Origin of the sequence: Methylobacterium sp. ARG-1, assembly GCF_001262595.1 — a bacterium.
Lineage (GTDB): Bacteria > Pseudomonadota > Alphaproteobacteria > Rhizobiales > Beijerinckiaceae > Methylobacterium > Methylobacterium brachiatum.
In genome coordinates this window covers 73,361-100,201 of sequence record NZ_LHCD01000004.1, presented here as the reverse complement: position 1 = coordinate 100,201, position 26,841 = coordinate 73,361, and the positions used below count along the sequence as shown (strand labels likewise).

The window sequence follows — 26,841 nt, the reverse complement described above, 5'->3', positions numbered from 1 at the left end:
CTGGCTCGACCTCGCGCGCGGCAAACGAAACGCCGGCGGTCTTGCGGCCGCCGGCGTCGGTCAGATCGGGATCGATGGGGACCGCGTTGGGCCTCAGACGGCCTGGACCTCGCGGATCTCCGGCAGGAAGTGCCGGAACAGGTTCTGCACCCCGTGCCGCAGGGTGGCGGTGGAGGAGGGGCAGCCCGAGCAGGCGCCCTTCATCTCGAGATAGACCACGCCTTCCTTGTAGCCGCGGAAGGTGATGTCGCCGCCATCGCCGGCCACCGCCGGGCGCACCCGGGTCTCCAGCAGGTCCTTGATGGTCACGACCGTATCGTGGTCGGCCTCGTCGTAGAACTCGTCCTCGCCATCTTGGTCGTCGAGGCCGCCTTCAGCCATCACGGGGGCGCCGGACTGAAAATGCTCCATGATCGCGCCGAGCACGGCGGGCTTCACCTGAGCCCATTCGGACCCGTCTTCCGCCTTGGTCACGGAGACGAAGTCGTGGCCGAAATAGACGCCGGCGACGCCCGGGACGGCGAACAGCGCGGACGCGAGGGGCGAGCGGTTGGCGGCCTCGGCGTCCCGCGCCTCGAAGGTGGATTCGGGCAGGACGACGCGGCCCGGGAGAAACTTGAGGGTCGCCGGGTTCGGCGTGGCTTCGGTCTGGATGAACATGGTCGGCGAACTCCGCTGCGCCGGTTCAAGGCCGGCCGGGACAGGTGCCCCGAGGCACCACCGTCCATGTGGACCGGCGAGGGGATTTTCTCAACCGGGGCCGCGCGCCTGGAGAGTGGACATTCGTGCCACGCCCCTTCAGGACGGCGCAAACGGGATGCTGACGGAGCCGGCGGTGGATGTAACCGGAGAAGAGACGCTCGCGCAGGAGTTGCTGAAGGATCTGCGCGCCGCGCAGGCTAAGCTGGAGGCCGCGCGCGAGGACGCGGCGTCGCTGAAGGTGCTGCTCGCCCTGCGCACGCACCAGCACGATCTGGCCTGGCAGGATGCGCAGCGCCTCGCCGCCGAGCTGGAGGGTGCGCGTTCGCGGACGACCGGCCTCGAAGCCGCGCTGGCCGAAGCCCGAGCCGACGCCACCGCTGCGGAGGCCCTCGCCGAGGCCGAGGAACGCACGGAGGCGGTCCGGACCGTGCTCGGCGCCGTGCTCGACAGTATCGGAAGCCGCGCCCTCGACCGGCGGCGGTTCCAGGAGATCATCGCCCGGGCCGGGCGCGAGGCGCCGACCGACGGTCCCGGGGCGGCCCGGCACGCGGTGCTGCTGACCGAGGCGCGACGGGTTCTGGGCATCCCCGGCTGAGGCGATCGGGCGGCCGGGCCCACCCAGCGGCACAAGGTTAACCCGCCTTTAACCACCCGCTCGCATCGTCGATCCCAGGACGGAGTGGAGATCGGACCCATGCAGATCAGCGAGCAGCACGTGCGCGAATGCGCCTATTACATCTGGGAGAAGGAAGGCCGGATCCACGGTCACGCCGTCGCCCATTGGATGCGCGCCGAGGCCGAGCTGCGCGCCGGCGTCGTGCTGGCGGACGGCCAGGCCGTCGAGGCCAAGCCGGTCGCCGCGAAGGCGCCGGCTTCCAAGGTTGCCGCCCCGAAGGCTGCTGCCAAGATTGCGGCTCCAAAGTCCCCGGCCAAGGCCGCCGCCCCCAAGACTGCCGCCCCCAAGACTGCCGCCCCCAAGACTGCCGCCGCGAAGACCGTGACGCCGAAGGTCGCGCTGGCCAAGCCGGTCGCCGCGAAGACCGCCAAGGCTTCGAAGGCCGCCGTCACCGCCGGTCTTGCCGCCAAGGCCAAGCCGGCCCGCGCCCCGGCCTCGATGCACTGAGCCGACGGCGCTTCCTGCGTCATCGCGACTGTTTCAGGAGCCCGCCCCTTCACCGAGGGGCGGGCTCCTGCCGTTTCCCAGGCCTCCACGACCGGAACAGGCCGACGCCGCCACCGTTGTCCGCCGTGACGCGTACGCCGTGCGCCGCCAGGAGGGCCGTGATGCGCGCCGTGATCTTCGACATCGATGGAACGTTGCTCGACAGTGTCGACCTGCACGCCCAGGCCTGGGTGGAGGCCTTCGCGCATTTCGGCGTCGAGACCGACGCCGCCAAGGTCCGCAGCCAGATCGGCAAGGGCGGCGACGAGCTGATGCCGGTGTTCCTGCCGGCCGAGCGGATCGAACGCGAGGGCAAGGAGATCGAGAGCTACCGCTCGGATTTGTTCAAGCAGAAGTTTCTGCCGGAGGTCCGGCCCTTCCCGGCGGTCCGGCCGCTGTTCGAGCGCATCCGCGCGGCCGGCCTGAAGATCGCCCTGGCCTCTTCGGGCAAGGGCCCGGAGGTCGAGCGCTATCAGGAGATCCTGGGGATCGCCGATCTGGTCGACGTCGTGACCAGCTCGGACGACGCGGATCGTTCGAAGCCGCATCCCGACATCTTCGAAGCGGCCGCGAAGAAGCTCGAAGGGTTCGGCAAGGACGAGATGATCGTGATCGGCGACACGCCCTACGATGCACAAGCGGCGTCGAAGGCCGGGCTGCGTACGATCGGTGTGCTCTGCGGCGGCTTTCCGGAGGCCGATCTGTCCGGTGCAGGCTGCGTGGCGATCTACCGAGACCCGCAGGATCTCCTCGACGGATTCGATCGCTCGCTGCTGGCCACGAGCTGAGCGAGGGCAAAAGCAAGGGAAATCTGGAGCGTCGCGCGCGCCCTCCACGGTTTCCCGCACTCTGTGTTGCAGTGCGGTGACGGTACACGACGCCGGCTACGTAAATGCGCGAATGGGGCTGGCGCGGGGAGGCCGGAAGGCGTAGCCACCCGGCCGCCTTCTGGAACGTCTCAAAGCACGAGCGCAGCGCATGCCCCAGACTCACCAGGCCAGCCCAGCACCGCGTTTCGTGCCTGTGGCCAAGCCCCTGGCCGACCAAATCGCCGAGGCCGTCGCGTGCCGGTCGACGCCGCTCAGCCACCTGCTGCGCCTGATGTCGGCACTGAACGCCGAGGGCGGCAACGAAGTCCTGCGTTACAAGCTGCGCGTCCGCATCGGCGCCCCGCTGGACGCCTGAGCGCGCGCTGCGGGCGGCGCGTCAGCGCCGCCGGTGCCGGCGATGCTTGCGCTTCGGCGTTTGGACCGCGGCCTGATTCGTCCGGTCCATGCAGGCGAAGTAGATCCGCCGGCCGATCTCTTCGAGTTCCAGTCCCTGAGGATTCGGGGCGGAGAAGACCTTGGCGCGGGCCTCGTTTCGGCAGGCCGCGTCTTCCGGGCTGCGGATCGGCGGCTCGGCCCGAGCCGGTTCGCCGACGATCATTGCAAGCAGCACGGCCGATACCATTGCGGGGACCCGCGTCCTGGCTTGGATACTCAACATACCGGAGCGTATTCCTCGTGAGAGCGATCCGCCGAGATAGGGCCGGATCGCTCTGCCGTGAAGCTTCGTCAGAATGCTGGTCCCGTGCGGGACGCCGGCACGGCTGACCGCCGGTTCGCCGCCATCCATCCCGCCGCGCGACCTCAGGGCACGACCCAGAGGCACCGGCCGGACCCCGCAACCGTCATGCATTCGTAAGGCGCACCGCCGATCAGCGCCCGCTGCTCCACGGTTCCGATATTGGCCTTCGGAATCTTGCGGCATCCGGCTTCCGGCGCCTCGCGCGCTGAACCGGTCGCGGCATCGATGCGGCGGGTGGCGAGCAGCGTCTCGCAGGCGGTGACAGTGGTTCGATCTTGCGCCGCGACTTGGCTCGCTCCCAATACCGCGATCGGCAGCGCCGCCAGGATGATTCGAGACCGCATCACTTCCTCGCCGTTGAGATCGATCTAGGGGCGGATTACCGGCCGCACCGCGAAGCCGGCATGCCGGCGCGGCTCTCAACACCAGTCGGCAGCAGATCGTTGCGGGGCTGCCGCTCCGCATGCGCCTGCCGGACCGCCCAGAGTGGATGCGTTCAGAGACGGACCGTCCCCTCGGCGAAGTCCAGTTATAAGGAACGCCACCTGCGAAGAACGGTCATCGCCGTCGAGCGGGACAGGCGGTCGATCGGACGCTTCAGAGAGACGATGGCGGCCGATCCGAATCTTCGGCGAGCCCGGCGCCTGGCGACCGTCCGACGACATCCTCGCGGGCACCCCGGACTGCCTGGAGACCATCGTGCGCCGCGGCGAACCGGTCGCATCGCGGTCGGGCGCCGCCTGAAGACGCCCACGACGCGCCACGGGCGGCCGAGCCCGGAACCGGAAACGGCGATCGCTCATTGCCGCATCCCAATCCCATCGCACCGCGTCGCGTATGTCCCTGTCGAAGAAGCTGAAGGTCGGCCTCGACGAGACCCGTATCCTGATTTTGGGCTCGCAGATCCTGCTGGGTTTCCAGCTCCAGGGGGCCTTCCGGCCGACCTTCGAACAGCTGCCGTTTCACAGCCGCGTGGTCTGGGTCGCCACGCTGGGGCTCATCACCCTGGCCGTCGCTCTTCTGATCACGCCGTCGATCCATCACCGGCTGGTTGAGCAGGGCCACGACACCAAGCGCCTGCTCGGCGTGATCCGCTTCTGCGCCGGCCTCTCGCTGATGCCGTTCGCCCTGGCGCTCGGCGCCGACCTCTTCCTCGCGGCGGAGCCGGTTCTCGGGACCGGGTTGGCCGCATCCATCGGCATCGCCGCCGGCCTGACCGCGCTGCTGTTCTGGTACGGGCTGCAGGCGCTGACGGCCCGCACCACCGGCGAACAGGAGCGCACCATCATGAGCGTCGAACCGGAGCACGAGCACACGTCGCTGGCGACGAAGATCGAGCAGATGCTCACCGAGGCGCGGGTGATGCTGCCCGGTGCCCAGGCGTTGCTCGGCTTCCAGCTGGTCATCATCTTCTCGGAGACGTTCGAGGCCCTGCCATTCACCACGAAGCTGATCCACCTCGTGGCCATCGGCTTCCTCGCCTTGACGGTGATCTGGCTGATGGCGCCCGCCGCCTTCCACCGCGTGGTCTATGCAGGCGAGGACACGCCCGCCCTCCACAGGCTGGGGACCCGCTTCCTGCTCGCCGCGAGCGTGACCTTGGCGCTGGGCATCGCGGCCGATCTCGGCGTCGTCGTGGCGACGATCCTGAAGTCCAGCGCGGCGGGCACGGTCGCGGCCGGTATGTCCCTCGTCGTGCTGAGCGGCCTCTGGCACGTGTATCCAGCGCTGCTGCGCAGGCAGCGCTCGCTGCAGGCCTGAGCCGCCAAACGACAACGCCGCCCGCCTGGGGGCGGACGGCGTTCGAGCGCGTGATCGATCTGCGCCGGGACCGGCGCGGCAGCTTCAGCGCTTGGCTTTGGCCTTGCGGGCGGCGTAGCGGGCATCGCGCTGCGCCTTCTTCATGGCGAGTTCGGCAGCCTTGCGCTCCTGGGCGGCGGCGAGTTCGGCAGCTTCGCGGGCGAGGCGCGCAGCGAGTTCGGCCTCCTCGCGCAGACGCTTCTCCTCGGTGGCCTTCCGCTCGGCGGCGATCCGGGCGGCCTCGCGCTCGCGGGCGCGCTCTTCACGGGCCTGGACGATCGCGGCCCGGGCCTTCGCCTTGGCGATCACCTCGGGGTCATCGGCCGGCGGGCGGGACTTGAACTTGGCCAGCAGGGCGGCCTTGGCGTTCTGCGAGTGCTGGCGGCGGTCGTCGAAATTCCGGTAGTCGAATGCGCTCATCTGACCTTTCTCGGTTGGGTACGTCACGCGTCTTGCGGGGACGACCGGCGACGCCGGTCACGTACTGAGACTGCAGGTTCCACGACCGTCCCCGGGCCCCGGAACCGCACCGATCCATCGGCGCTGCCGATGGTCCGACCCGAGCGCTCGGCTCACGCTGGAGCGCTCGGGTCGGACCATGTCTGGAAAAAACGGGACAGCCCTTAGACCCAGCCTCCCCCAAGACGCAATCGGGTCTGCGTGCTGAGATGGCGGGTAACGCGACAATCCACGTCGACTCTGTAAAAGTTTTACCAGACGATGCTGAAAAACCGCAGTGCGGCGGCAAAATCGTCGGTCGCTGGGTGGGCCGAGCCGCAGGCTCGTTTCAAGGCACGTCAGGTAGGTCGCACGCTCTTGAACGGCAAGACCGGTGGCGCGGCACGATTGCCGCAGCGATCGGCCAGGGCAAACGAGAGCCAGGAGTGGCGATGCGTATTGTGACGACGTCCGAGATCACGGCCGAAGCCTTCGCGCCCTACGGTGAAGTCCTGGCCGCGCCGGCGACAAATCCGAGGCAGGATCAAGCCGGTCGGATCCAGAACGCGCGCCCGGCGGCCCGCGCCAATCTCGCCCTGGTGCGCAGCGACCCGTTCGACCGGCTGATGCCGCTGCGCCGCCTGGAGCAGCACCGCCACTCGAACCAGACGTTCCTGCCGCTCTCCGTCGAGGCCTATCTCGTGGTCGTGGCGCCGGACCGCGACGGCAGCCCCGACGAGGACCGGGTCCGGGCCTTCCGCGTCCCGGGCCATATCGGCATCAACTACCGGGCCGGTGCTTGGCACGCGCATATGATGACGCTGCGTGAACCGGGTGTGTTCGCCATGCTGGTCCATGAGGACGGCACCGAGGCGGATTGCAGCTTTGCGCCGATCGCGCCTTTGACGCTCGCCCTGCCGTGAATTGCTCAATAGATAGGCAAGCCCTCCACCATTCTGGAGCTCCTCTGGTTTGGTCGGGGAGTTGCTCAGGAATTGGGCATCATGGGGTTTGCGGCGGCCCGAGCGGCCAGGCGCGTCCGGCACGATGCCTGCAAACGGCGAAAGCCGGCCGCCCGAAAGGCCGGTGTGAGGATCGCGATGCCTGAGACGCCCCCGCCATTCGACCCGGATGCCTACGCGGCTCTCGCCGCCCCGCTTCTCGGACTGGCACTCGATCCGGCCTGGATGCCACCCGTGACAGCAAACCTGCGTGTCCTGGCGGCGGCGGCCGAACTCGTGGCGGACTTCCCGCTCCCCGACGCGATCGAGGCGGCACCGAGGTTCGAGGCATGAGCGGGCCTGCCATCCCTGATGCCACGACCATCGCCGCCGCGATTGCGGAGCGCCGTTCGAGCGCCCGGGAGATCGTCGCGGCCACGCTCGACCGGATCGCCCGGATTGATGGGCGGGTGGGGTCCTTCACCGACGTGCTGCCCGAGCGCGCGCTGGCCCGCGCCGAGACGATCGATGCCGCCATCGGCCGCGGCGAGCCCGCGGGCCCTCTCGCCGGTGTGCCCTTCGCGGTGAAGAACCTGATCGACGTCGCCGGCCTGCCGACCCGGGCCGGGTCCAAGATCAACCGGGACCGGCCTCCGGCCATGCGCGACGGCACCGTGGTGCGGCGCCTGGAGGCCGTCGGGGCGATCCTGGTCGGCGCGCTCAACATGGGCGAATACGCCTACGATTTCACGGGCGAGAACGTCCACGACGGCGACGCACACAATCCCCACGCCCTCGACCACATGACCGGCGGCTCGTCCGGAGGCTCCGGCGCGGCTCTGGCGGCCGGGCTGGTGCCGCTGACCCTCGGCTCCGACACCAACGGCTCGATCCGGGTGCCGGCGGCCTTCTGCGGCTGTTTCGGGATGAAGCCGACCTACGGGCGGATCAGCCGGGCCGGCAGCTTCCCCTTCGTCGGCAGCCTCGACCATCTCGGTCCGATGGCCCGCAGCGTCGCCGACCTCGCCCTGGCCTACGACGCCCTGCAGGGCCCCGACCCGGAGGATCCGGTCGCCACCACCCGGGCGCCCGAGCCGGTCGCCCCCGGCCTGGAAGCCGGGAGCGGCGCCCTGCGCATCGCGTTGGCGGGCGGCTACTTCGCCCGCGGCGGCGACCCGGAGGCTTTTGCCGCGGTCGCCCGCGTCGCCGAGGCGCTCGGAGCGAGCCGCACGGTCGAGCTTCCCGAGGCCCACCGCGCCCGGGCCGCGGCCTACCTGATCACCGCGGCCGAGGGCGCGACCCTCCATCTCGACCGCCTGCGCACCCGGCCGCAGGATTTCGACCCGGCGGTGCGGGACCGGCTGATCGCCGGGGCGATGATCCCGGCGCCGTTCGTCGAGCGCGCCCAGCGCTTCCGCCGCTGGTACCGCGACGCGGTGCTGAAGCTGTTCGACGGCGTCGACGTGATCCTGGCGCCGGCGACGCCCTGCCGGGCGCCGAAGGGCGGCCAGACGCACTTCGTCATCGACGGCGTGACCCTGCCGGTGCGGGCCAATATCGGCCTGTTCACGCAGCCGATCTCGTTCATCGGCCTGCCCGTGGTGGCGGTACCCGTCCGGCTCGATGCCGGGCTGCCGCTCGGCGTCCAGGTCATCGCCGCGCCCTGGCGCGAGGATCTGGCCCTGCGGGTCGCCCGCCAGCTCGAGCGGGACGGGATCTGCACGGCCCCCATGGCGGAGCTCGGCTGATGGTCATCGACGATCCCGCCGTGAAGGCCGAGGTCGAGGCCGCGTTCCGGGCCTACGAGGTCGCGCTCACCACCAACGACGTCGCCACCCTGGAGGCCCTGTTCCAGGACGACCACCGGACCATCCGGTACGGCATCGGCGAGAACCTCTACGGCATGGACGCGATCCGGGCCTTCCGGCGGGCGCGCTCGCCGGTGGGCCTGGAGCGGGTGCTCGCCCGAACGGTGATCACCACCTACGGGCGCGACTTCGCCACCGCCATGACCCTGTTCACCCGGGACAACGCCCCCGGGAAGACCGGCCGCCAGAGTCAGACCTGGGTGCGCTTCCCGGAAGGCTGGCGGGTGGTGGCCGCCCATGTGAGCGTGATCGCAGCGGACTAGCGATCCCCCGGTCCGTGCATGGGCCGGGACCGGTTGGCCGCGGGCTTGCATACGGTCCAGCGTATTCCGGGCCCGCCCTCCCGGACCAACGCGAGTCCCCGATCCGACATGCTGTCTCGTCTGAAAACACTTAGTGCCCGTGCGGCGCTCGCCGGCGCCCTCGCGCTGTCCGCGAGCACCGCGGCCCTCGCGCAGGGCACGCTGCGGATCGGCATGACCGCGTCCGACATCCCGCTGACCACCGGCCAGACCGACAATGGCGGCGAGGGCATGCGGTTTCTCGGCTATACGGTCTATGACGGGCTGATCAATTGGGACCTGTCGAGCGCCGAGCTGGCCTCCGACCTCGTGCCCGGCCTCGCCACCAGCTGGACGGTCGACGCCGCCGACAAGACCAAATGGACCTTCAAGCTGCGGCCGGGGGTGAAATTTCACGACGGCTCCGAGTTCACCGCCGACGCGGTGGTGTGGAACCTCGACAAGCTGCTGAAGTCCGACGCGCCGCAATACGATCCGCGCCAATCCGCGCAGGGCAAGACCCGCATTCCGGCGGTCGCCACCTACAACGCGATCGATCCGCTGACGGTCGAGATCGTCACCAAGGCCCCCGACGCGACGCTCCCCTACCAGATCGCCTGGATCATGATGTCCTCGCCCGCGCAGTGGGAGAAGGTCGGCAAGTCCTGGGACGCCTTCGCCAAGCAGCCCTCGGGCACCGGCCCGTGGAAGCTGACCCTGTTCGCGCCCCGCGAGCGCGCCGAGATGGTGCCGTTCAAGGAATACTGGGACACGAACCGGGTGCCCAAGCTCGACAAGCTCGTGCTGGTGCCGCTGCCTGAGGCCAATGCCCGGGTCGCCGCGCTCCGCTCCGGTCAGGTCGACTGGATCGAGGCGCCCGCGCCGGACGCCGTGGCCTCGCTCAAGAATGCCGGCTTCACCATCGTCACCAACGCCTACCCGCATAACTGGACCTGGCACCTGTCCCGGGTCGAGGGCTCGCCCTGGAATGACGTCCGGGTGCGCAAGGCCGCCAACCTCGCCATCGACCGCGACGGCCTGAAGGAGCTGCTCGGCGGCCTCGCGATCCCCGCCAAGGGCTTCATGCCCCCCGGCCACCAGTGGTTCGGCCACCCGACCTTCGACGTGAAGTACGATCCGGACGCCGCCAAGAAGCTGCTCGCCGAGGCCGGCTACAGCCCGGCCAAGCCCCTGAAGCTGAAGGTGGCGATCTCGGCCTCGGGCTCGGGCCAGATGCAGCCGCTGCCGATGAACGAGTTCGTCCAGCAGAACCTCGCCGACGTGGGCATCCAGGTCGATTACGAGGTGGTCGAGTGGAACACGCTGATCAACATCTGGCGGGCCGGCGCCAAGGCCGACATCTCTCGCGGCGTCTCGGCGATCAACTATTCGTATTTTATCCAGGACCCGTTCACGGGCTTCATCCGCCACCTGCAGAGCAACTTCGCCCCGCCGAACGGCACGAACTGGGGCTATTACAGCGACCCGGCGATGGACAAGCTGTTCGACCAGGTCCGCAATACCTTCGACAAGGCCGAGCAGACGAAGGTCCTGGAGAAGGTCCACGAGAAGTACGTGGACGATGCGCTGTTCATCATGATCACGCACGACGTGAACCCGCGGGCGATGAGCCCGAAGGTGAAGGGCTTCGTCCAGGCCCAGAACTGGTTCCAGGATTTTTCCAAGATCACCATCGCGACGGCGGGGCGGTGATCAAAGGGGGGCTCGTCTTCAGCCTTCTGGGGCTACGGGCGGCCCCCGTCTGAGGCACAGGCGCCGTTGCAATTCGCAACGCGCTCCCTCTCCCGGGCGGGAGAGGGTTGGGGTGAGGGACCAGATTCTCTCCGGAGAGGTCTCATCCCTCACCCTGTCCCCCTCCCGCTCGGGAGAGGGGACCCGCGCCATCTACGCTCAGTGGCAGGGCCGCGGCTGAGAACGAAACCTGTGTTGCCCGTAGCCCCTGCGGGGGAACACCTCCGACTGGAACGCGACATCGGGGCCCATGATGCTGATCTACATCCTCAAACGCTTGGTCTACGTGACGCCCGTGGCGTTCGGCGTCAGCCTGGTCTGCTTCATGCTGGTCCATCTCGCGCCGGGCGACGCCCTGAGCGCGGTGCTGCCGGCGGACGCGACCCAGGAGACCATCAACGAGATGAAGGCCGCCTACGGCTTCGATAAGCCGTTGCCGATCCAGTACCTGATCTGGCTGTGGCACGTGCTCCACGGCGATCTCGGCACTTCCATCGCCACTGGCCGGCCGGTGCTGGGCGAGGTCAGCCGCGCGGTGGTCAACTCGCTGATCCTCGCCTCGGTGGCGACCGTGATCGGCTTCACCTTCGGCACGCTGTTCGGCTTCGTGGCCGGCTACCACCGCAACTCCGTGGCCGATCGGGCAGCCTCCGCGCTCTCGGTCTTCGGCGTGAGCGTGCCGCATTACTGGCTCGGCATGGTGCTGGTGATCGTGTTCTCGGCGACGCTCGGCTGGCTGCCGCCCACTGGCGCCGGGCCCGACGGCTCCGGCAATTGGCGGCCCGATTTCGACCATCTGCGCTACCTGATCCTGCCGGCGGTGACGATGTCGGTGATCCCCACCGGCATCATCGCCCGGACGGTCCGCGCCCTAGTGGCCGACATCCTGGCCCAAGACTTCGTCGAGGCCCTGCGCGCCAAGGGCATGGATGAGTTCGGCGTGTTCAAGCACGTCGTGCGCAACGCCGCCCCGACCGCGCTGGCGATCATGGGTCTGCAGCTCGGCTACCTGCTCGGCGGCTCGATCCTGGTCGAGACCGTGTTCGCCTGGCCGGGCACCGGCTTCCTGCTCAACGCCGCGATCTTCCAGCGCGACCTGCCCCTGCTCCAGGGCTCGATCCTGGTGCTGGCGATGTTCTTCGTCGTCCTTAACCTGCTGGTGGACGTGATGCAGACCGCCCTCGACCCGCGCATCGAACGCGCCTGACCCGGAGGCCGATGATGAACGCACCGATCACCGCATCCGCCATGGCCCTCGACGGCGGCGTGCTCGCCACGAGCGACGTCGCCCCCGAGGCCGCCTTCGTCCCGTCCCGCGGCTTCTGGGGTCATGTCGGCCACCGCCTGGTGCGCGATCCCGTGGCCATGGGCGCTGGCGCTCTGATCCTGCTCATCGTGGTGATCGCGATCCTGGCGCCCTGGATCACCCCGATGGACCCGTACAAGGGGTCGATGCTGCGCCGGCTGAAGCATGTCGGCGATGCCACCTATTGGCTCGGCTCGGACGAGCTCGGGCGCGACATGATCAGCCGTCTGATGCTGGGCGCCCGGCTGTCGCTGTTCATCGGGGTCACCCCGGTGCTGATCGCCTTCGTGATCGGCTCCGCCATCGGCATCCTGGCCGGCTATGTCGGCGGCTGGCTCAACACGATCCTGATGCGCACGATCGACGTGTTCTTCGCGTTCCCGTCGGTGCTGCTGGCGATCGCCCTCTCCGGGGCGCTGGGCGCCGGCATCTTCAACTCGATCGTGTCGCTGACCTGCGTGTTCGTGCCCCAGATCGCCCGGGTCGCAGAGAGCGTCACGACCGGAATCCGCAAGCGCGACTACATCGACGCGGCCAAGCTGTCGGGCGCCTCGCCGCTGACGATCATGCGGGTGCAGGTGCTCGGCAACGTCGTCGGGCCGATCTTCGTCTACGCCACCAGCCTGATCTCGGTCTCGATGATCCTGGCCTCGGGCCTGTCGTTCCTCGGCCTCGGCGTGCGCCCGCCGGAGCCGGAATGGGGCCTGATGCTCAACACCCTGCGCACCGCGATCTACGCCAATCCGGTCGTCGCGGCCCTGCCGGGCGTGTGCATCTTCGTCGTCTCGATCGCCTTCAACCTGTTCTCGGACGGCCTGCGCGCCGCGATGGAGATCCGCCAGTGAGCGTCATCCCGAGCGCCCCCGACCCGTTCGCCCGCGACCGCGGCGGACCGGCCCAACCCCTCCTGTCGATCTCGGGCCTCTACAAGCACTTCCCGGTCCGCAAGGCCGGGGGCAAGAAGCAGGTCGTGCGCGCCGTCGACGGCGTCGACTTCAACGTCCTCAAGGGCGAAACCCTGGGCATCGTCGGCGAATCCGGCTGCGGCAAGTCCACCACCGCCAAGCTGCTGATGGGCCTGATCGAGCGCGATTCCGGCACCCTTCTGTATGACGGCCAGGCCGTGGGCGAGCGGGCGATGCCGTGGCGGTCCTACCGCCGGCAGGTCCAGATGGTGTTCCAGGACAGCTACGCCTCGCTCAACCCGCGCATGACCGTCGAGCAGTCGATCGCCTTCGGCCCCAAGGTCAATGGCGTGCCCGGACGCGAGGCGGTGGAACGCGCCCGCGCCCTGCTGGCCCGGGTCGGCCTGGAGCCGAAGCGCTTCGCCGGCCGCTACCCGCACGAGATCTCCGGCGGCCAGCGCCAGCGGGTGAACATCGCCAGGTCGCTCGCCCTGGAGCCGCGGCTGGTGCTGCTCGACGAGGCTGTCTCGGCGCTCGACAAGTCGGTGGAGGCTCAGGTGCTCAACCTGCTCCTCGACCTCAAGGCCGAGTTCGGCCTGACCTACATCTTCATCAGCCACGACCTGAACGTGGTGCGCTTCATCTCCGACCGGGTGATGGTGATGTATCTCGGCCGGGTCTCGGAGATCGGGCCCTCCGACACGGTGCTCGACGCGCCAGCCCATCCCTATACCGAGGCGCTGCTCGCCTCGATGCCGTCGCTGGATCCAAACAACCGCACCCAGGCCGCACTGCTGCAGGGCGACCCGCCGAACCCGATCGACCCGCCCCGCGGCTGCCGGTTCCACCCGCGCTGCGGCCTCGCCGAGCCGATCTGCGGGGATAAGGAACCGCCGCTCGACGCTGTCGGGCCGCTGCACCGGGTCGCCTGCCTCGCCCGTCAGCCCGGCTCCGGCCACTCCGCTGCCCCGGCCCGGGCGCTCGCGGCATGAGCACTCCGATGTCGAACCCCGAACCCGCCGTCACCCTCGAGAATTTGCGCGTCGCCTTCGGCAAGGTGCAGGTCGTCGACGGCGTCGACCTGACCGTGGAACGCGGGCAGGCGATGGCGCTCATCGGCGAATCCGGCTCCGGCAAGAGCGTCACCCTGCGGGCGATCCTCCGGTTGTTTCATGAAGGGCGCAGCCGGATCGAGGGCAGGATCCTGGCGGCCGGCCGGGACGTGCAGGCGCTGAGCAAGCGCCAGCTCGCCGATTTCCGCGGCGGCGACGTCTCGATGATCTTCCAGGAGCCGCTGCTCGCCTTCGACCCGGTCTACACGGTCGGCCGCCAGATCACCGAGGCGATCCAGCGCCACGAGAAGATCTCCAGCGAGGACGCCCGCAAGCGCGCGCTCGCCCTGTTCGAGCGGGTGCGGATCCCAAGCCCGGAGCGGCGGCTGGACAACTACCCGCACGAGATGTCGGGCGGGATGCGCCAGCGGGCCATGATCGCCCTGGCCCTCGCCTGCCGGCCGCAGGTCCTGCTCGCCGATGAGCCGACCACGGCGCTCGACGCGACGGTGCAGATCCAGGTGCTGCTGCTGCTGCGCGAGTTGCAGCGCGACCTCGGCCTGTCGATCATCATCGTGACCCACGATCTCGGCGCGGCGGTCGAGGTCGCCGACCGGATCGCCGTGATGTACGCGGGCAAGATCGTCGAGACCGGGACAGCCCATCAGGTCGTGCTCGACCCACACCATCCCTATACGATCGGCCTGCTGCGCAGCCGGGCGGAGGGGGCGCTGGCCAAGGGCTCCCGCCTCCAGACGATCCCGGGCAGTCCCCCCGACCTCGCCAACAGGCCCCCGGGATGCCCGTTCGCGCCGCGCTGCTTCCTGGCCGAGGATCAGTGTCGCCGGGAAATGCCGCCGGTGGCCGAGATCGCCCCCGGTCACAGGGTGGCCTGCTGGCGGACCGAGGACGCCGCGGCCGCCTACCGGGCCGGGCCGACGCCGGTGCGTGCGGCGGAGCTGGTCCCGGCCTGAACCCCGGAGTCGACGCGTCCGCGCGAAGCCGTTATCCGGCATCGCGCGGCTTTCAGGCGGCGGATCACCGTGCGACCGGCCGCCCGAGCATCGCGATGAGCCCATCCGCCTCCGAGATCGTCCTGGTTCCCCGCGGGGAGGCCGGCCATTTCCTGCCGGCGGCTCTGGGCTGGAGGGGCAAGCCGATCACCGTCACGGCCCATCCGGGCGCGGCCAACCACATCCTCTGCCTGCCGGTTCTGGACTTCGTCCGGCTCGGCTTCCCGGAGGCAAACGGGCGGCTCGACCTCCTCGAGCCCGGCGACGTCGAGAACCTGCGCTCCGGACGGGCGGCCCTGCTGCTCGATTTGTCGAACGAGGGACCGGGCCTCCACGCTCCGACCTTCGAGGCCTTGCACCGCAACCTCGAGGGTCTCGGCATCCCGCGGGCGCAGGCCATCCTGGTCAGCCAGAACCGGGCGCTCCGGCTCGACTACGAACAGCTCTACGGCGAGGGCCTGCGTTTCTGGACCTTCGACTTCTTCCCGCTTCAGGTCGCCCTCTGGCTCGACGACGTGGCCGGCCCGAGGCTCTTCGCCCAGCATCCCCTCGACCGGACCGGCTACGCGCCGTTCGCTCAAGCGACCGGCCCGGCCCGGTTTCTCTGCCAGAACGCGGCCCTGCGCTGGCACCGGGTGCTGCTCTACCGCTGGTTCCAGCTCCAGCGCCTCGACCACGAAGGCCTGATCTCGTTTCACGGGATCGGCGCGGACAACCCGAAGGCAGGCGGCATCGACGTGTTCCACGCACCGCCGGAGATCGAGGCCGCGTTCGGGCCGCTGCTGGCGGATGTCGGCACCTGGATCCCGAGGCAGGCGCGGCGGATCGATACCCCGGCGCCGGGCGGAGACATGGTGCTGACGCTGGATACCCAGGCCTATGCGGCGTGCGACCTGACCATCATCTCCGAGACGGATTTTTTCGAGCTCGGCGTCGAGCGCGTCACGGAGAAGTCGCTGAAGGCCGCCGCCATGGGGCTGCCCTTCGTGATGGTGGGCGCCCCCCGCGCCGTGGCGCTCCTGTCGGAACTGGGCTTCCACACCTTCGGCAGCCTGGTCGACCACCATTACGACCGGGTCACCGACCCGGTCGAGCGCCTGCCGGAGGTGTTCCGCTCGATCGAGGCGGCCTGGGCCGATTGCCGGCGCGACCGCGCCGCCTGGCAGCGCCGGGCGCGGGAGCAGGCCGAGGCGAATGTCGCGCATGCGCGCCGCGGGCTGCTGCGGCAGCTCGACCGGGTGATGGTCGCGCCCCTGGTGGAGCGGCTCGCCCGGTTCATGGAAACGGGCACCCTCGTGCACTGACCCGCGCCCCGCCGTGATCCTCGAAACCTCGATCGCGCTCCTGCGCTGCACGGCCTGCGATCACGGCCACTACGTCCCGGTGCGGTTCTGTCCATTCTGCGGGGCCGACCAGGTGCGGCGGAGAGCCGAATCACCGCCGCCACTGCCCCCGCTTACGCCGCCGCCGCCTGAGGTGCACGCGCAGCCCTCGGTCAGCATCCCCCCGGAGCCCCCGCCGCCCGAACCTCCAACCGAGGATCCACCCCCACCGCCGCCGGCCGAGCCTGAACCGGCGCCGCCGAAGCCGGTCTGGACGGTGCGCCGGCCCCCGCGGCGGCGCGGACGGCTCGTCCGCCTCCGTCAGGCGGTCCTGGCGCTCGCAGCCATCGTCGGCCTCGCGGCCCTGGCGCTGGCGCGCCGCGACGTCGTCCCGGCCCCGACGCGGATCGAGGTCGGGCCGGCCTGGACCGCGGTGGCGCTGAAGTCGTTCCGCAACGTCGCGCTGCTGCGGCTCACCGCGGACGGGGCGTTCAGCCTGCGGCTCGACGGCGAGCGCGTGCAGCGGGTCAGTCCGTCGAGCGGTGCGACCGTACGGCCCAAGACCCTCCGGAGCCTGGAATTGCGATCCGGCCGCGGCCCGATCACCGTGACGCTGACCCCGCGGGGCGAGTGAGCCGGCGGGATCCGGGGCGGTCTCAGCGGGCCGGCCGCAACGTCGCGGCCAGGCGCCGCACCGCCGGCTCGATCGCCCGCTCGGGCACAGCCGCGTAGCCGAGGAGCAGCCCCGGCTCCGGCGCGCCGGAATGGTAGGCCGAGAGCGCGACCGCGGAGATCCCGGCACCGGCGAGTTGCGCGACCGCTTCGACATCGTCGTGCGTGGGGGCCCAAGCGGGCCCCGGTCGCGCGATGAGGTGCATCCCACCCTCCATCGGGGCGACGGTCACCACGTCGGCCGCGTGGCGGCGGGCCGCCTCGACCAAGGCCTCCTGGCGCAAAGCGTAGAGCCGCCGGGTCTGGCGCAGGTGACCGGCGAGGTGCCCGTCCGCGATGAAGCGGGCCAGCGCCCATTGCCCAATCCCCGGGGGTGCCGGCCCGATCTCGGCAAGCGCCCGGTTCACCGGCGCCACGAGCCCGCGCGGCAGGACCAGATAGCTGAGACCGAGCGCGGGCAGCAGGACCTTGGAGAAGCTGCCGGCATAGATAACCCGGCCGCCGCGATCGAGCGCGCGCAGCGGCGCCAGGGGACGCCCGGCATAGCGGTAGGCGCCGTCGTAATCGTCCTCGACGATCCAGCCCGCGGCGGTTTCGGCCCAGGCCAGGAGGTCGAGGCGGTTCTCCAGGCTCATGGCGTGGCCCAGCGGATAATGGTGGGCCGGCGTCACCACGGCCAAGCGCGCACCCTGCAGGAGCGGGCCGGCTCCGGCCACCGCGAGTCCGCCGGGGCCGACCGGGATCGGGACCGTGCGCAGGCCCGCGCTCGCGAGCGCCAGGGCGATCCCGGGAAAGCCCGGCTCCTCGACGAGCGCCGCCTCACCGGGATCCAGCAGCAATTCGGCGAGCAGGCGCAGGCTCTGGCGAATGCCCGCCGTGACGATCACGTCGTCGGCCTCGCAGACGACGCCCCGCGCCTGCGTGAGATAGGCGGCGATGGCCGCTCGGAGCGCCGGCGAGCCGCGGGGATCAGGCCGCTCGGCCGGTCCATGGCGCCACTCCGCCTGGAGCAGGCGTGCCCAGACCGCGTACGGGAAGGCATCGAGCGCCGGCCGGCCGAGCGCAAAGGCATCGGGAACACCGGGACCGGCCATGAACCGCCGGGCCGGCGTTGCGACGCGATGGGTGCCGCGGCGCGACAGGCTCGGCAGGGCCGCAGGCGCCGGCCGCTGCGCGGGGTCCGATCGCGGCAGGGTATCGTCCGGCAAGGTCGCGGCGACACGGGTGGCCGAGCCGGATCGGGCCATCAGGTAACCCTCGGCGATCAATTGCTCTAGGGCGAGAACCACCGTGCCGCGGGCGCAGCCGAGATCAGCCGCCATCACCCGGGAGGCCGGCAGCCGGGCCCCGCGCTGCAGCCGGCGGTCGAGGATCGCCGCGCGCAGGCCCTCGCGCAGCTGGACATGCAACGGCGTCGGCCCGTCCGGATCGAGGCTGACGTCCAGCGGAAGCGGGCCCCGGGCCATGGCGGCAAGCGGTCCAGTCGGATTTCGGAAACCGGACCTTTTGCCTGGTCCGCCCTGCGGTCAAGCAGAGCCGTGCGAGAGGAAACGAATGCGATGTATCAGCCACCGCACTTTCAGGACGAGACGCGCGCGGCGCAACACGGGCTCATCCGCGCCTATCCGCTCGGCCTGCTAATCACCGGCGGCGCGGCCGGCCTGATCGCCGACCCGGTGCCGTTCCTGCTGGACGAATCCGGCCCGCACGGCACTCTGCGCGCCCACCTCGCCCGCGCCAACCCGCACTGGCAGGCTCTCGCCGAAGCCGAGGAATGCCTGATCGTGTTCCAGGGGCCGGAGGGTTACGTCACCCCCGGCTGGTACGCGAGCAAGCGCGAGCACGGCCGGGTGGTGCCGACCTGGAACTACGCCACGGTCCACGCCTGGGGCCGCCCCCGGGTGATCGAGGACGCGGATTGGCTGCGCCGCCAGGTTGCCGATCTCACCACCCTGCGCGAGACGCCGCGCGCCGCGCCCTGGGCGGTGGACGACGCGCCGGCGCCGTTCGTGGCGGCCCAGCTCCGCGCCATCGTCGGCATCGAGATCTCGATCACCCGTATCGAGGGGAAATGGAAGATGAGCCAGAACCGATCCGAGGCCGACCGCGCCGGCGTGGTCGCCGGGATGCGGGCAGAGGGCAAGACGGTCCTCGCCGAGATGGTCGCCGAGCGGAGTGGATTATGAGCGCGCGCGTCAACGCCTTCGGTCAGCCGATCGGCCCGGCCCTGCTGGATTGGACCCCGCGTCCGCGGCCGCCGCGGGCGCCGATGGAGGGCCGCTTCTGTCGGGTCGTGCCGCTCGATGCCGAGGCGCACGCCGCCGGCCTGTTCGCCGCCTACAGTGCGGCACGCGACCGGAGCGGTTGGACCTATCTCGGCGATGACATGCCCGAGAGCGAGGCAGCCTATCGGACGCGCCTTGAAACGCAGGCGCAGAGCCAGGATCCGCTGTTCCACACGATCCTCGACCCGGCGAGCAATGCGCCGCTGGGGATCGCCTCCTACCTCCGGATCGATCTGGGCAACGGCGTGGTCGAAGTCGGGCATCTCCATTTCGGCCCGGAACTTCAGCGCTCTCCCGCATCGACCGAGGCGATGGCGCTGATGATGGCTCGGGCCTTCGATGCGCTCGGCTACCGCCGCTACGAGTGGAAATGCGACCACCTCAACGCGCCGTCCCGGGCCGCCGCGCTCCGCCTGGGCTTCACCTTCGAGGGCATCTTCCGCAACGCCGTCGTGGTGAAGGGCCGCTCCCGCGACACGGCGTGGTTCTCGGTCACCGACGCCGAGTGGCCGCGGCTGCGGGCGGGCTTCGCGGCCTGGCTCGACCCGGCGAATTTCGACGCGGCGGGTCGGCAGATCCGTGGGCTTGCGGAGCTGCGCGCCGCGGCCGGGTGAGGCTACGCCCCGGCGGCCAAGAAAGCCTCCGCGGTGCGCAGGCTCAGCGCCATGATGGTCAGTGCCGGGTTCGCGGCGAGCGAGCTCGGGAAGGTCGAGCCGTCACAGATCCAGAGGTTGTCGATGTCGAAGCTGCGGCCGACCGGATCGACCACGGCGCTCGAGCCGTCGCGCCCCATCCGGCAGGTGCCGATCGTGTGGGCGACCCGCTCCAGAACCCAGATATCCTCGGCGCCGGCGGCCTCCCAGAGGTCGCGCATCACCTTGGTGGCATGGGCGTTGAGGCGCTCCTCGTTGGTGCTGTAGCCGAAGCTGATCTGCGCCTTGCGCATCCCGCGGGCATCGGTCTCGTCAGTGAGGGTCAGCACGTTGGCATCGCAGGGCAGCGTCTCACCGTTGATGCCGATGCCGGCGACGTGGTTGTAGCCGTCGAGATAATCGAGCAGCTTCCGGCCCCACAGGCCGCGCCCGCGCGCCACAGCGTTGCCGAAGGTCAGCGGCACCACGCCGAGGCTCTGGATCAGGTAGCCGCCGGCGAAATCGGACCCCGCGCGGATGAAGTCCTCGGTGATCAGCGACGAGGGGTAGCCGCGGTTCATCCGCACCTCGTTGGCAAAGGTACCCCAGACCTGCGTGGCGACGTGGCCCATATAGTTGCGGCCGACCTGATCGCTCGAATTGGCCAGCCCGAGATGCAGGAGCAGCCGCGGCGTCTCGACGGCACCCGCGCAGAGGAACACCGCGCCGCAACGCTGGCGCCGCTCCTGCCCGTCCTGAATATAGACGACCGCGCTGACCCGGCCGTCGGTGCCGCGCTCGAGTCCATGGACGAAGGCCCCGGCCCGGATCTCGGCCCCGTGAGTGAGCGCGAGCGGCAGGTAGGTGACGTCCATGCTGGCCTTGGCGCCGATACGGCAGCCCTGATGGCAGAAGCCGCAATTGATGCAGGCGTTGCGGCGGGGACCGCCCTCGGATTCGAAGTCCTGCGAAACCACCGCCGCGGGTGCGTCGGCCCAGCGGATGCCGAGGGTCTCGCAGGCGCCGGCCATGATCTGCGCGGGGGCGTTGCGCGGCACCGGGGGGAGGGGATAGCGGCGGCCGGGATCCCAGGGATAGGCTTGTGGGCCGGATACCCCGATGAAGCGCTCGACCCGCTCGTAGAACGGGGCCAGTTCCTCGTAGCTCAGCGGCCAGTCGACGCCTTCCCCGGTCTCGGTATGGAGGCGCAGGTCGCGGGCATCGGCGCGGGGCACGAAGGCCCCCCAATGCAAGGTCGAGCCGCCGACCCCGGTGCCGCTGTTATTGGCCCCGAACGCCTCAGGGGTGGAGCCGCCGCTCAGGCGCTCCTCGGTCCAGTAGATCTCGTCGGCCAGGGTCTCGTCGAACGCGAAGCGCTCGGGTGTGAAGTTCGGTCCCGCCTCCAGGGCCACGACCTTGAGTCCGGCCGCGGCGAGCCGCGCCAGCAACGGCGCGCCGCCGGCCCCGGTGCCGACGATAACGGCATCGACGGCGTCGTCCGTGCGGTAGGTCCGCATCCCGTCAAGGTTCATCGGACCACCTCCAACTCGGCCGGGCGTGGTTCCCAGGGTTCCGGCGCGTCGAGACCGACCTGATGAAAGCCCGGAAGCCCGTCCGCGATCGGACCCGGCCGGTCGCCGCCGGCCCCGATACCCGAGAAGCCGACCCGGGCCAGGGCCGCCGGATGACCAAGCCAGAGGCGGACCGCGTCGGCGCGCAGATCTTCGAACCAGAACCGCATCCGGTCGCCGTCGAGCCGTCCGCCTAAGGCCTCCGGCACTGACAGCTCGCCGCGCTCGGCGAGGGTCAGCAACGCATCCTGACTCGACCCGTCGAGCACCGTAAAGGGGCGGCCCTGGGCGGCGCGTGCCGCCGCATCCAGGGTGCGCAGGGCGGCTCGATACGCCTCCGGATCGGGCGGCAGAGCCACGAAGCGCCAGCCGTCTCCGGCGCCGGACGCGAGACGCGTGTCGATCCGGGCGGCGAGATCCACGCCGGTCACCGGCAGGACGCGCGCGCAGGCGGCACGCAGAACCGCCAGCTCCACCGGATCGAGCGCTTCCGGGGCATAGGCGGGATCGTCCGGCTCCGCGCGGGCCGCGAGTGCGCCGCGCAGGCGGCTATTGACCCGCTCGGACGCGATCAGCGCCGCGTAGGAGGACGGCACCTGGGCGGCCCGCGCAGCATCCGCCTGCGGGCGATCGCGCCAATGGGCGCGCACGATCTCGGCCAGAGCTTCGGGCCGCTCCATCGGCAGGAGATGGCCCACGCCCTCCACGGTCACGATCCGGTGATGGGCAAGGTGCGGCGCCATCAGAGCTGTCTGCGCATCGGCGCCGAGATCCGCGTCCTCGGATCCCGCGAGGATCAGGGCCGGAATCCGCAGGACGCCGATCCGCCGGCACCAATCCGCGCGGGAGCCCGCCTCGAGCCAGGCCTTCCAGGCCTCTGGGGCCGCCTGCAGCACGTCGGCCACCGCGCGCGCTTCGGTCTCCGGGTCGAGAGACGTGCCGACATTCGCCTGCACGAAGGCCCGGGCCTCGCGCTGGCGCGTCTCCGGATCGGCATCGATCCAGGCGATCATCTTGGCCCGCCGGTCGTCCGGGATTGGCTCCGGGCTCGGCGGGGAGCCGGAGATCAGGACCAGATCGGTCAACCCCTCCAGGCCCGCCTCGCCGTCCTCGGAGCGTCGGGCGAGGGCCAGGGCGACCTTCGCGCCCATACTGTGGCCGGCAATGGCGAAGCGCGCCGGCGCCCGGGCGCGGATCACGCCCGCCACGTGGTCGGCCATGGCCTCGATGGAAAAGCCCGTCGCTCCGGACGCGTTACCGAAACCGGGAAGGTCCACCGGCAGGCAGGCCGGAACCGCCCCAAGGGTACGTGAGAACGGCGCCCAGCTTCGGGCGCTGCCGCCGAGGAAATGGAGGCACAGGAGGAGATCAGGCGCGGACATCGCACCGACATCGCGCGAGCCTGGAATGCTTCAAGCGTACGCGACGCCGCACGGCCGCGTTCGTGCGGCGTGGCGCCATCCCGGCCGGCATGGAATCCTGAAACCGGAGCGAGGAATCATGACGTCCGACATCGATCTGGCTTGGCGGGTCGAGGAAGCCTGCCTCAACGCCTGGCCGAGCCCGCGCCAGCTTCTGGTCCGCGGCTACCTGCTGCGTGCCACCGGCGGCAGCTCGAAGCGGCAGAATTCCCTGAATCCCCTGCGCGGCAGCGGCGCGCCCGCGCCGGCGATCGCGGCCGGACAGGCGCTCTACGCCGCCCTCGGGCGCCGGGCGATCTTCCGGGTGCCGGCGATCGCGCCGCAGATGGAGCCACTCCTGGCAAGGGGCGATTACACCGTCGTCGACGAGACCTGCACGCTGTTTCGCGATCTCGATACGCTGCCGTCCGAACCGGATCCGGCGGTCAAGCTCATGCCCGGGCCCGACGCCGACTGGCTCGCCCTGCGCGATGCCGTGAACCGGGCTGACGCGGCTGCCGCCCGGGCGTTCCGCGACACGGTCGAAACCCTGATTCTGCCTCGGGCCTTTTCGGCGGTGCCGGCGGAGGGCGGGATCGGCGCCTTCGCGTTCGGGGTGCTCGACGGCGACCTGCTGGTGATCGAGTCGGTTGCGACGGTCGAGCACCTGCGCGGGCGCGGCCATGGCAAACGCGCCGTCGGCGCGCTGCTGCACTGGGCCCGCGGGCAGGGCGCCCGGGCGGCCTGCCTCCAGGTGATCGCCGCGAATACGCCGGCGCGGGCGTTGTACCGGGGGCTGGGATTCGCGCGCGAGCTGTACCGGTATCACTACCGGGTCGGGCCGGAGCCGGCATGAGGCTGTCCGCTCACGCGTCGAAGAGTGACCCCTGCCGCGTCGGCGCGGGGCCCGCGGGCGTGCGCTTCGCGCGTGTGCCGTCGGCCGCCGACGGCGCACGCGTGGTGCGTCGGGCGGGCTTGGCGGACACGGACGGGTCTGAGGTCCCGTCCGGCACGGCGTTCACCGTCCCGTCGGCGAATTGCAGGCTGAGGCGGCTGGCGGCCGCGGCCTCGGCGGCGTGCCGGACCGGCAGGCCGCCGGCATCCCGGACCAGCACGTAGCCGCGCTCCAACACCGCGCGGTAGCTGAGCGAGCCCAGCAGATGGGCGAGGTGCTCGAGCCGGTCGCGGCGGCGCTCGACGCCGCGCAGGCCGGCCTGGGTGAGGCGGTTCGACAGCGCGACGAGGCGGTCGACCCGGCGCGCCTGCAACGCCCGCGCCCGCTCCAGGCTGGCATCCCGTGCAACGACCAGGCGGCGGCCGAGCTGGGACAGGGTCTCGCCCTTGCGCTGGACGTCGTTGCGCAGGGCGGTCAGCGGCCGGTGATCGATCCGGGCCAGCCGCGCCCGCGCGTTGGCGAGCGCCACGTCCGGCGAGCGCCGGGCCATCCGGTCGAGGAGCAGTTGCAGCCGGGCGCGGTGCCGGCTGGCCCCCGCCGCGAGGGCCGGGGCGAGGCGCGCCTCGGCGAGGTCGAGGCGCTGGCGCTTCGCCGCGAGCAGGGCATCGGCGCTCGGCAGGGCGCGGGCCAGCGCGCGCAGGTCGGACCGGTCGCGCTCGACCCGGCGGCCGATCGACCCGACCGCGCGGGCGGCGAGGTCGGCCACCGTGGCCACCAGATCGGCCCGGACCGGTACGGCCATCTCGGCGGCGCCGGTCGGGGTCGGCGCCCGCCGGTCGGAGACGTAATCGATCAGCGTGGTGTCGGTCTCGTGCCCGACCGCCGAGATCAGCGGGATCCCGCTCCCGAAGGCGGCGCGGACCACGCATTCCTCGTTGAAGGCCCAGAGATCCTCGATGGAGCCGCCGCCACGCGCGACGATCAGCACGTCCGGGCGCGGGATGGCGCTGTTCGGGCCCAGAGCGTTGAAGCCGCGGATCGCCGCCGCGACCTCCTCGGCCGCGCCGTCGCCCTGGACGCGCACCGGCCAGACCAGCACCGGACGCGGGAACCGATCCTCCAGCCGGTGGAGGATGTCGCGGATCACCGCCCCGGTGGGCGAGGTGACAACGCCGACCACGCGCGGCAGGTAGGGGATCGCCCGCTTGTGCTCGGGGGCGAACAACCCTTCGGCGGCAAGCTGCTTCTTGCGCTCCTCCAGCAGGGCCATCCAGGCACCGAGGCCGGCCGGCTCCAGGCTCTCGACCACGATCTGGTAGGAGGACTTGCCCGCGAAGGTGGTGATGCGGCCGGTGGCGACCACCTCCAGCCCCTCCTGGGGCTTCTGGCGCAGGCGCCCGAACACGCCCTTCCAGACGACGGCGTCGATCCGCGCCTGTCCGTCCTTCAGGGAGAAATAGGCGTGGCCGGAGCCGTGCTGCCCGCGATAGCCGGAGATTTCGCCGCGCAGCCGGACATGGCCGAACGCGTCCTCCAGGGTGCGCTTGAGCGCGCCCGCCAATTCACCGACCGACCATTCCGGCTGGTTGGCGGTGAGCACGCTGGTCGGCGGGATATCCGCCGCAGGCGAGGCTGCGGGGCGCGGAGGCGGCACGAGGGGCATGGGCGGACGCTAGGCGGCTTGCACCGCAACGTCAAAGGTCGGTGACGGGTCTATTCCACCGCCAGTTCACGCGGCGCGTCCGAGATCGAGACGCGCGGGACGAAGAGCGACAGCACCAAGGTCAGCAGGGCCACCGCGAAAACCGTCCAGAACGTGCCGTGCAGGGCGTGCTGGAGCCCATCGCGGATCGCCTCGCCGCCGGCTCCGAGGCTTGCGGGATCGTCGAGGAGGCGCCGGAGCTGGCCGGAATCGACCGGCGGGCCGTCGACCGGGTTGACCAGGCGGTAATTCAACACGGCACCCAAAGCGGTGGCCCCCAGGGTCGAGCCGAGGTTGCGTGCGAAGATGTTGGAGGCGGTCGCGGCGCCGCGCTGCGCCCAGGTCACGCTGTCCTGGATGATCACGATGGCGGCGGTCGAGAGGAAGCCCATGCCCAGCCCCATCACGATCGAGCCGCAGGCGGCCACGATCGGCGAGGTCTCCGACCCAAGGGCGACGAAGGCGGTGGCGCCCAGAGGCAGCAGGGTGGCGCCGACCAGCAGCGTCGGGCGCAGGCCGAAGCGCACGAAGTTGCGCGCCGCCGTGGTGGCGCCGATCGGCCAGCCGAGCACCATCAGGGTCAAGGTCAGGCCCGCGATCAGCGGCGATTGCCGCAGCACGCCTTGGACGTACATCGGCAGGAAGGCGGTGAGCCCGATCACGGTCATGCCCGAGAGCAGCGTCGCCGCGTTGGTCGTGGCGATCGGGCGCTGCATCCACAGACGGATGTCGAGCATCGGGTCGGCGGCCCGGCGCTCCTGGAGCACGAATAAAATGGCGGCCACCACGAAGCCGAGGGCCGGCCAGAACGCCGCCGCGGCCGAGGTGCCGGCCTCGGTCAGGGCCATCATCAGCGCCGCGATGGCCGCGGTGAACAGGGCGGCACCCAGCGCATCGATCGGCCGGCTGCGGCGCTCGACGCTCTCCCGCAGATAGACCAGGAACAGGGCGGCCGCGACCACGCCCACCGGCAGGTTGATCCAGAAGATCCAGGGCCAGCTCAGATGGCCGATGATCAGGCCGCCGACCAGCGGTCCGGCCACCGAGGAGATGCCCCAGACGCTCGCGAGATAACCCTGGACCTTGCCGCGCTCCCGGGCCGGGTAGAGGTCGCCGATCACCGTCAGGCTGACCGGCTGGATCGCCCCCGCGCCGACGCCCTGCACCAGGCGGAACAGAATCAGCGACGGCATCGACCAGGCGAGCCCGCAGAGCAGGGAGCCTGCGAGAAAGACCGCGATGCCGAACAGCAGCACCGGGCGGCGTCCGTAGAGATCGGACAGCTTGCCGAACACGACCGTGGTGGCGGTCTGCGTCAGCAGGAACGAGCCGAAGATCCAGGCATAGAGGTGGAGGTCGCCGAGCTGAGCGGCGATCTGCGGCATGGCGGTCGAGACGATGGTCGCCTCGATGGCGATCATGAACATCGCCGCCATCACCGCGGCGAGGACCAGCGGGCGGCGCGTCTCGGAAGGACTGGGCATGGGCGCGGTTTAGGCCCGGGGCCGGCCCGGACCTAGGGTGGAAAACGCGCTCCCGCTCGGCCCCGCTTCCGGGCCGTGCGGGAGCGCAC

Annotated in this window: 28 protein-coding genes; 19 read left to right on the top strand and 9 right to left on the bottom strand. The window is 70.8% G+C overall.

Translation table 11 applies throughout. The annotated features are described in order from the left end of the window. Positions 1–93 precede the first annotated feature (93 nt). Complete coding sequence (locus AKJ13_RS06350) at positions 94–660, bottom strand: NifU family protein (RefSeq protein WP_050732597.1); 567 nt, start codon at positions 658–660, stop codon at positions 94–96. A gap of 175 nt (positions 661–835) precedes the next feature. Between AKJ13_RS06350 and AKJ13_RS06345 the strand changes: the two genes are divergently transcribed. The 4 genes from AKJ13_RS06345 to AKJ13_RS06330 all read left to right on the top strand — a co-directional run bounded on the left by AKJ13_RS06345 (position 836) and on the right by AKJ13_RS06330 (position 3,049). Next, positions 836–1,297, top strand: a complete 462-nt coding sequence (locus AKJ13_RS06345; protein WP_348270932.1) for an atp-dependent helicase — start codon at positions 836–838, stop codon at positions 1,295–1,297. 99 nt (positions 1,298–1,396) lie between these two features. Then, positions 1,397–1,825, top strand: a complete 429-nt coding sequence (locus tag AKJ13_RS06340; protein ID WP_050732764.1) for a DUF2934 domain-containing protein — start codon at positions 1,397–1,399, stop codon at positions 1,823–1,825. Positions 1,826–1,986: 161 nt separating this feature from the next. Next, a complete protein-coding gene (locus AKJ13_RS06335; RefSeq protein WP_050732595.1) occupies positions 1,987–2,652 on the top strand; it encodes an HAD family hydrolase in 666 nt (221 codons plus the stop codon). 190 nt (positions 2,653–2,842) lie between these two features. After that, on the top strand, positions 2,843–3,049 hold the full coding sequence (locus AKJ13_RS06330) for a hypothetical protein (RefSeq protein ID WP_050732594.1): 207 nt from the start codon (positions 2,843–2,845) through the stop codon (positions 3,047–3,049). A gap of 21 nt (positions 3,050–3,070) precedes the next feature. On the opposite strand, the gene AKJ13_RS06325 is transcribed toward AKJ13_RS06330, so the two are convergent. Continuing rightward, the gene (locus AKJ13_RS06325) at positions 3,071–3,316 is read right to left on the bottom strand and encodes a hypothetical protein (RefSeq protein ID WP_244471532.1); all 246 of its coding nucleotides are present in this window, start codon (positions 3,314–3,316) and stop codon (positions 3,071–3,073) included. A gap of 179 nt (positions 3,317–3,495) precedes the next feature. After that, complete coding sequence (locus tag AKJ13_RS06320) at positions 3,496–3,777, bottom strand: hypothetical protein (RefSeq protein ID WP_050732592.1); 282 nt, start codon at positions 3,775–3,777, stop codon at positions 3,496–3,498. A gap of 493 nt (positions 3,778–4,270) precedes the next feature. On the opposite strand from AKJ13_RS06320, the gene AKJ13_RS06315 reads away from it, so the two are divergent. Beyond that, positions 4,271–5,194 (top strand): DUF6328 family protein, encoded by a 924-nt coding sequence (locus tag AKJ13_RS06315; protein WP_050732591.1) that lies wholly within the window; start codon positions 4,271–4,273, stop codon positions 5,192–5,194. A gap of 84 nt (positions 5,195–5,278) precedes the next feature. Here AKJ13_RS06315 and AKJ13_RS06310 read toward each other — a convergent pair whose 3' ends face one another. Then, positions 5,279–5,653, bottom strand: coding sequence for a DUF6481 family protein (locus tag AKJ13_RS06310; protein WP_050732590.1), 375 nt, complete (start codon positions 5,651–5,653; stop codon positions 5,279–5,281). 470 nt (positions 5,654–6,123) lie between these two features. Here AKJ13_RS06310 and AKJ13_RS06305 point away from each other — a divergent pair, with 470 nt between their 5' ends. The 11 genes from AKJ13_RS06305 to AKJ13_RS31850 all read left to right on the top strand — a co-directional run bounded on the left by AKJ13_RS06305 (position 6,124) and on the right by AKJ13_RS31850 (position 16,745). Next, on the top strand, positions 6,124–6,594 hold the full coding sequence (locus AKJ13_RS06305; protein WP_160320596.1) for an ureidoglycolate lyase: 471 nt from the start codon (positions 6,124–6,126) through the stop codon (positions 6,592–6,594). 177 nt (positions 6,595–6,771) lie between these two features. Then, complete coding sequence (locus AKJ13_RS06300) at positions 6,772–6,966, top strand: AtzG-like protein (protein WP_050732588.1); 195 nt, start codon at positions 6,772–6,774, stop codon at positions 6,964–6,966. Further along, positions 6,963–8,360 carry an AtzE family amidohydrolase gene (locus AKJ13_RS06295; RefSeq protein WP_050732587.1) on the top strand — a complete coding sequence of 466 codons (1,398 nt, stop codon included), beginning with the start codon at positions 6,963–6,965 and terminating at the stop codon, positions 8,358–8,360. The genes AKJ13_RS06300 and AKJ13_RS06295 overlap by 4 nt, the downstream gene beginning before the upstream one ends. Then, complete coding sequence (hpxZ, locus tag AKJ13_RS06290) at positions 8,360–8,743, top strand: oxalurate catabolism protein HpxZ (protein ID WP_050732586.1); 384 nt, start codon at positions 8,360–8,362, stop codon at positions 8,741–8,743. The genes AKJ13_RS06295 and hpxZ overlap by 1 nt, the downstream gene beginning before the upstream one ends. 108 nt (positions 8,744–8,851) lie before the next feature. Continuing rightward, entirely contained in the window at positions 8,852–10,474 is a 1,623-nt protein-coding gene (locus AKJ13_RS06285) for an ABC transporter substrate-binding protein (protein WP_050732585.1), read from the top strand. 292 nt (positions 10,475–10,766) lie between these two features. Further along, entirely contained in the window at positions 10,767–11,720 is a 954-nt protein-coding gene (locus AKJ13_RS06280; RefSeq protein WP_050732763.1) for an ABC transporter permease, read from the top strand. 14 nt (positions 11,721–11,734) lie between these two features. Beyond that, positions 11,735–12,664, top strand: a complete 930-nt coding sequence (locus AKJ13_RS06275; RefSeq protein ID WP_050732762.1) for an ABC transporter permease — start codon at positions 11,735–11,737, stop codon at positions 12,662–12,664. After that, a complete protein-coding gene (locus AKJ13_RS06270) occupies positions 12,661–13,716 on the top strand; it encodes an ABC transporter ATP-binding protein (protein ID WP_050732584.1) in 1,056 nt (351 codons plus the stop codon). Before AKJ13_RS06275 ends, AKJ13_RS06270 begins: the two co-directional genes overlap by 4 nt. An 8-nt stretch (positions 13,717–13,724) precedes the next feature. Continuing rightward, positions 13,725–14,750: an ABC transporter ATP-binding protein gene (locus tag AKJ13_RS06265; RefSeq protein ID WP_144426196.1), complete on the top strand. Its 1,026-nt coding sequence runs from the start codon at positions 13,725–13,727 to the stop codon at positions 14,748–14,750. 95 nt (positions 14,751–14,845) lie between these two features. Next, positions 14,846–16,093 (top strand): hypothetical protein, encoded by a 1,248-nt coding sequence (locus tag AKJ13_RS06260; protein ID WP_050732582.1) that lies wholly within the window; start codon positions 14,846–14,848, stop codon positions 16,091–16,093. 295 nt (positions 16,094–16,388) lie between these two features. Next, complete coding sequence (locus AKJ13_RS31850) at positions 16,389–16,745, top strand: hypothetical protein (RefSeq protein WP_050732581.1); 357 nt, start codon at positions 16,389–16,391, stop codon at positions 16,743–16,745. A gap of 22 nt (positions 16,746–16,767) precedes the next feature. On the opposite strand, the gene AKJ13_RS06250 is transcribed toward AKJ13_RS31850, so the two are convergent. After that, positions 16,768–18,249: a PLP-dependent aminotransferase family protein gene (locus tag AKJ13_RS06250; protein WP_050732580.1), complete on the bottom strand. Its 1,482-nt coding sequence runs from the start codon at positions 18,247–18,249 to the stop codon at positions 16,768–16,770. Between the two features lie 93 nt (positions 18,250–18,342). On the opposite strand from AKJ13_RS06250, the gene AKJ13_RS06245 reads away from it, so the two are divergent. Further along, a complete protein-coding gene (locus AKJ13_RS06245) occupies positions 18,343–18,969 on the top strand; it encodes an FMN-binding negative transcriptional regulator (protein WP_050732579.1) in 627 nt (208 codons plus the stop codon). Next, complete coding sequence (locus AKJ13_RS06240; protein WP_050732578.1) at positions 18,966–19,682, top strand: GNAT family protein; 717 nt, start codon at positions 18,966–18,968, stop codon at positions 19,680–19,682. The genes AKJ13_RS06245 and AKJ13_RS06240 overlap by 4 nt, the downstream gene beginning before the upstream one ends. A 2-nt stretch (positions 19,683–19,684) precedes the next feature. Here AKJ13_RS06240 and AKJ13_RS06235 read toward each other — a convergent pair whose 3' ends face one another. Further along, complete coding sequence (locus tag AKJ13_RS06235; protein WP_050732577.1) at positions 19,685–21,232, bottom strand: GMC family oxidoreductase; 1,548 nt, start codon at positions 21,230–21,232, stop codon at positions 19,685–19,687. Next, positions 21,229–22,653 carry an alpha/beta fold hydrolase gene (locus AKJ13_RS06230; protein WP_050732576.1) on the bottom strand — a complete coding sequence of 475 codons (1,425 nt, stop codon included), beginning with the start codon at positions 22,651–22,653 and terminating at the stop codon, positions 21,229–21,231. The genes AKJ13_RS06235 and AKJ13_RS06230 overlap by 4 nt, the downstream gene beginning before the upstream one ends. Before the next feature lie 118 nt (positions 22,654–22,771). On the opposite strand from AKJ13_RS06230, the gene AKJ13_RS06225 reads away from it, so the two are divergent. After that, positions 22,772–23,527 (top strand): GNAT family N-acetyltransferase, encoded by a 756-nt coding sequence (locus AKJ13_RS06225; RefSeq protein WP_050732575.1) that lies wholly within the window; start codon positions 22,772–22,774, stop codon positions 23,525–23,527. Between the two features lie 10 nt (positions 23,528–23,537). On the opposite strand, the gene xseA is transcribed toward AKJ13_RS06225, so the two are convergent. Both xseA and AKJ13_RS06215 read right to left on the bottom strand, forming a co-directional pair. After that, positions 23,538–25,229: an exodeoxyribonuclease VII large subunit gene (gene xseA / locus AKJ13_RS06220; protein WP_050732574.1), complete on the bottom strand. Its 1,692-nt coding sequence runs from the start codon at positions 25,227–25,229 to the stop codon at positions 23,538–23,540. A gap of 50 nt (positions 25,230–25,279) precedes the next feature. Next, positions 25,280–26,752 (bottom strand): MDR family MFS transporter, encoded by a 1,473-nt coding sequence (locus AKJ13_RS06215; protein WP_050732573.1) that lies wholly within the window; start codon positions 26,750–26,752, stop codon positions 25,280–25,282. Between the last annotated feature and the right edge of the window lie 89 nt (positions 26,753–26,841).

Bases quoted from the DNA above. Each gene is read 5' to 3' on its own strand.
- AKJ13_RS06235 (WP_050732577.1), bottom strand. From the start codon at position 21,232: ATGAACCTTGACGGGATGCGGACCTACCGCACGGACGACGCCGTCGAT.
- AKJ13_RS06250 (WP_050732580.1), bottom strand. From the start codon at position 18,249: ATGGCCCGGGGCCCGCTTCCGCTGGACGTCAGCCTCGATCCGGACGGG.
- AKJ13_RS06215 (WP_050732573.1), bottom strand. From the start codon at position 26,752: ATGCCCAGTCCTTCCGAGACGCGCCGCCCGCTGGTCCTCGCCGCGGTG.
- AKJ13_RS06310 (WP_050732590.1), bottom strand. From the start codon at position 5,653: ATGAGCGCATTCGACTACCGGAATTTCGACGACCGCCGCCAGCACTCG.
- AKJ13_RS06330 (WP_050732594.1), top strand. From the start codon at position 2,843: ATGCCCCAGACTCACCAGGCCAGCCCAGCACCGCGTTTCGTGCCTGTG.
- AKJ13_RS06275 (WP_050732762.1), top strand. From the start codon at position 11,735: ATGAACGCACCGATCACCGCATCCGCCATGGCCCTCGACGGCGGCGTG.
- AKJ13_RS06230 (WP_050732576.1), bottom strand. From the start codon at position 22,653: ATGTCCGCGCCTGATCTCCTCCTGTGCCTCCATTTCCTCGGCGGCAGC.
- AKJ13_RS06265 (WP_144426196.1), top strand. From the start codon at position 13,725: ATGTCGAACCCCGAACCCGCCGTCACCCTCGAGAATTTGCGCGTCGCC.
- AKJ13_RS06240 (WP_050732578.1), top strand. From the start codon at position 18,966: ATGAGCGCGCGCGTCAACGCCTTCGGTCAGCCGATCGGCCCGGCCCTG.
- AKJ13_RS06225 (WP_050732575.1), top strand. From the start codon at position 22,772: ATGACGTCCGACATCGATCTGGCTTGGCGGGTCGAGGAAGCCTGCCTC.
- AKJ13_RS06305 (WP_160320596.1), top strand. From the start codon at position 6,124: ATGCGTATTGTGACGACGTCCGAGATCACGGCCGAAGCCTTCGCGCCC.
- AKJ13_RS06280 (WP_050732763.1), top strand. From the start codon at position 10,767: ATGCTGATCTACATCCTCAAACGCTTGGTCTACGTGACGCCCGTGGCG.
- hpxZ (WP_050732586.1), top strand. From the start codon at position 8,360: ATGGTCATCGACGATCCCGCCGTGAAGGCCGAGGTCGAGGCCGCGTTC.
- AKJ13_RS06295 (WP_050732587.1), top strand. From the start codon at position 6,963: ATGAGCGGGCCTGCCATCCCTGATGCCACGACCATCGCCGCCGCGATT.
- AKJ13_RS06320 (WP_050732592.1), bottom strand. From the start codon at position 3,777: ATGCGGTCTCGAATCATCCTGGCGGCGCTGCCGATCGCGGTATTGGGA.
- AKJ13_RS06260 (WP_050732582.1), top strand. From the start codon at position 14,846: ATGAGCCCATCCGCCTCCGAGATCGTCCTGGTTCCCCGCGGGGAGGCC.
- AKJ13_RS06245 (WP_050732579.1), top strand. From the start codon at position 18,343: ATGTATCAGCCACCGCACTTTCAGGACGAGACGCGCGCGGCGCAACAC.
- AKJ13_RS06340 (WP_050732764.1), top strand. From the start codon at position 1,397: ATGCAGATCAGCGAGCAGCACGTGCGCGAATGCGCCTATTACATCTGG.
- AKJ13_RS06350 (WP_050732597.1), bottom strand. From the start codon at position 660: ATGTTCATCCAGACCGAAGCCACGCCGAACCCGGCGACCCTCAAGTTT.
- AKJ13_RS06325 (WP_244471532.1), bottom strand. From the start codon at position 3,316: ATGGTATCGGCCGTGCTGCTTGCAATGATCGTCGGCGAACCGGCTCGG.
- AKJ13_RS06285 (WP_050732585.1), top strand. From the start codon at position 8,852: ATGCTGTCTCGTCTGAAAACACTTAGTGCCCGTGCGGCGCTCGCCGGC.
- AKJ13_RS06315 (WP_050732591.1), top strand. From the start codon at position 4,271: ATGTCCCTGTCGAAGAAGCTGAAGGTCGGCCTCGACGAGACCCGTATC.
- xseA (WP_050732574.1), bottom strand. From the start codon at position 25,229: ATGCCCCTCGTGCCGCCTCCGCGCCCCGCAGCCTCGCCTGCGGCGGAT.
- AKJ13_RS06335 (WP_050732595.1), top strand. From the start codon at position 1,987: ATGCGCGCCGTGATCTTCGACATCGATGGAACGTTGCTCGACAGTGTC.
- AKJ13_RS06300 (WP_050732588.1), top strand. From the start codon at position 6,772: ATGCCTGAGACGCCCCCGCCATTCGACCCGGATGCCTACGCGGCTCTC.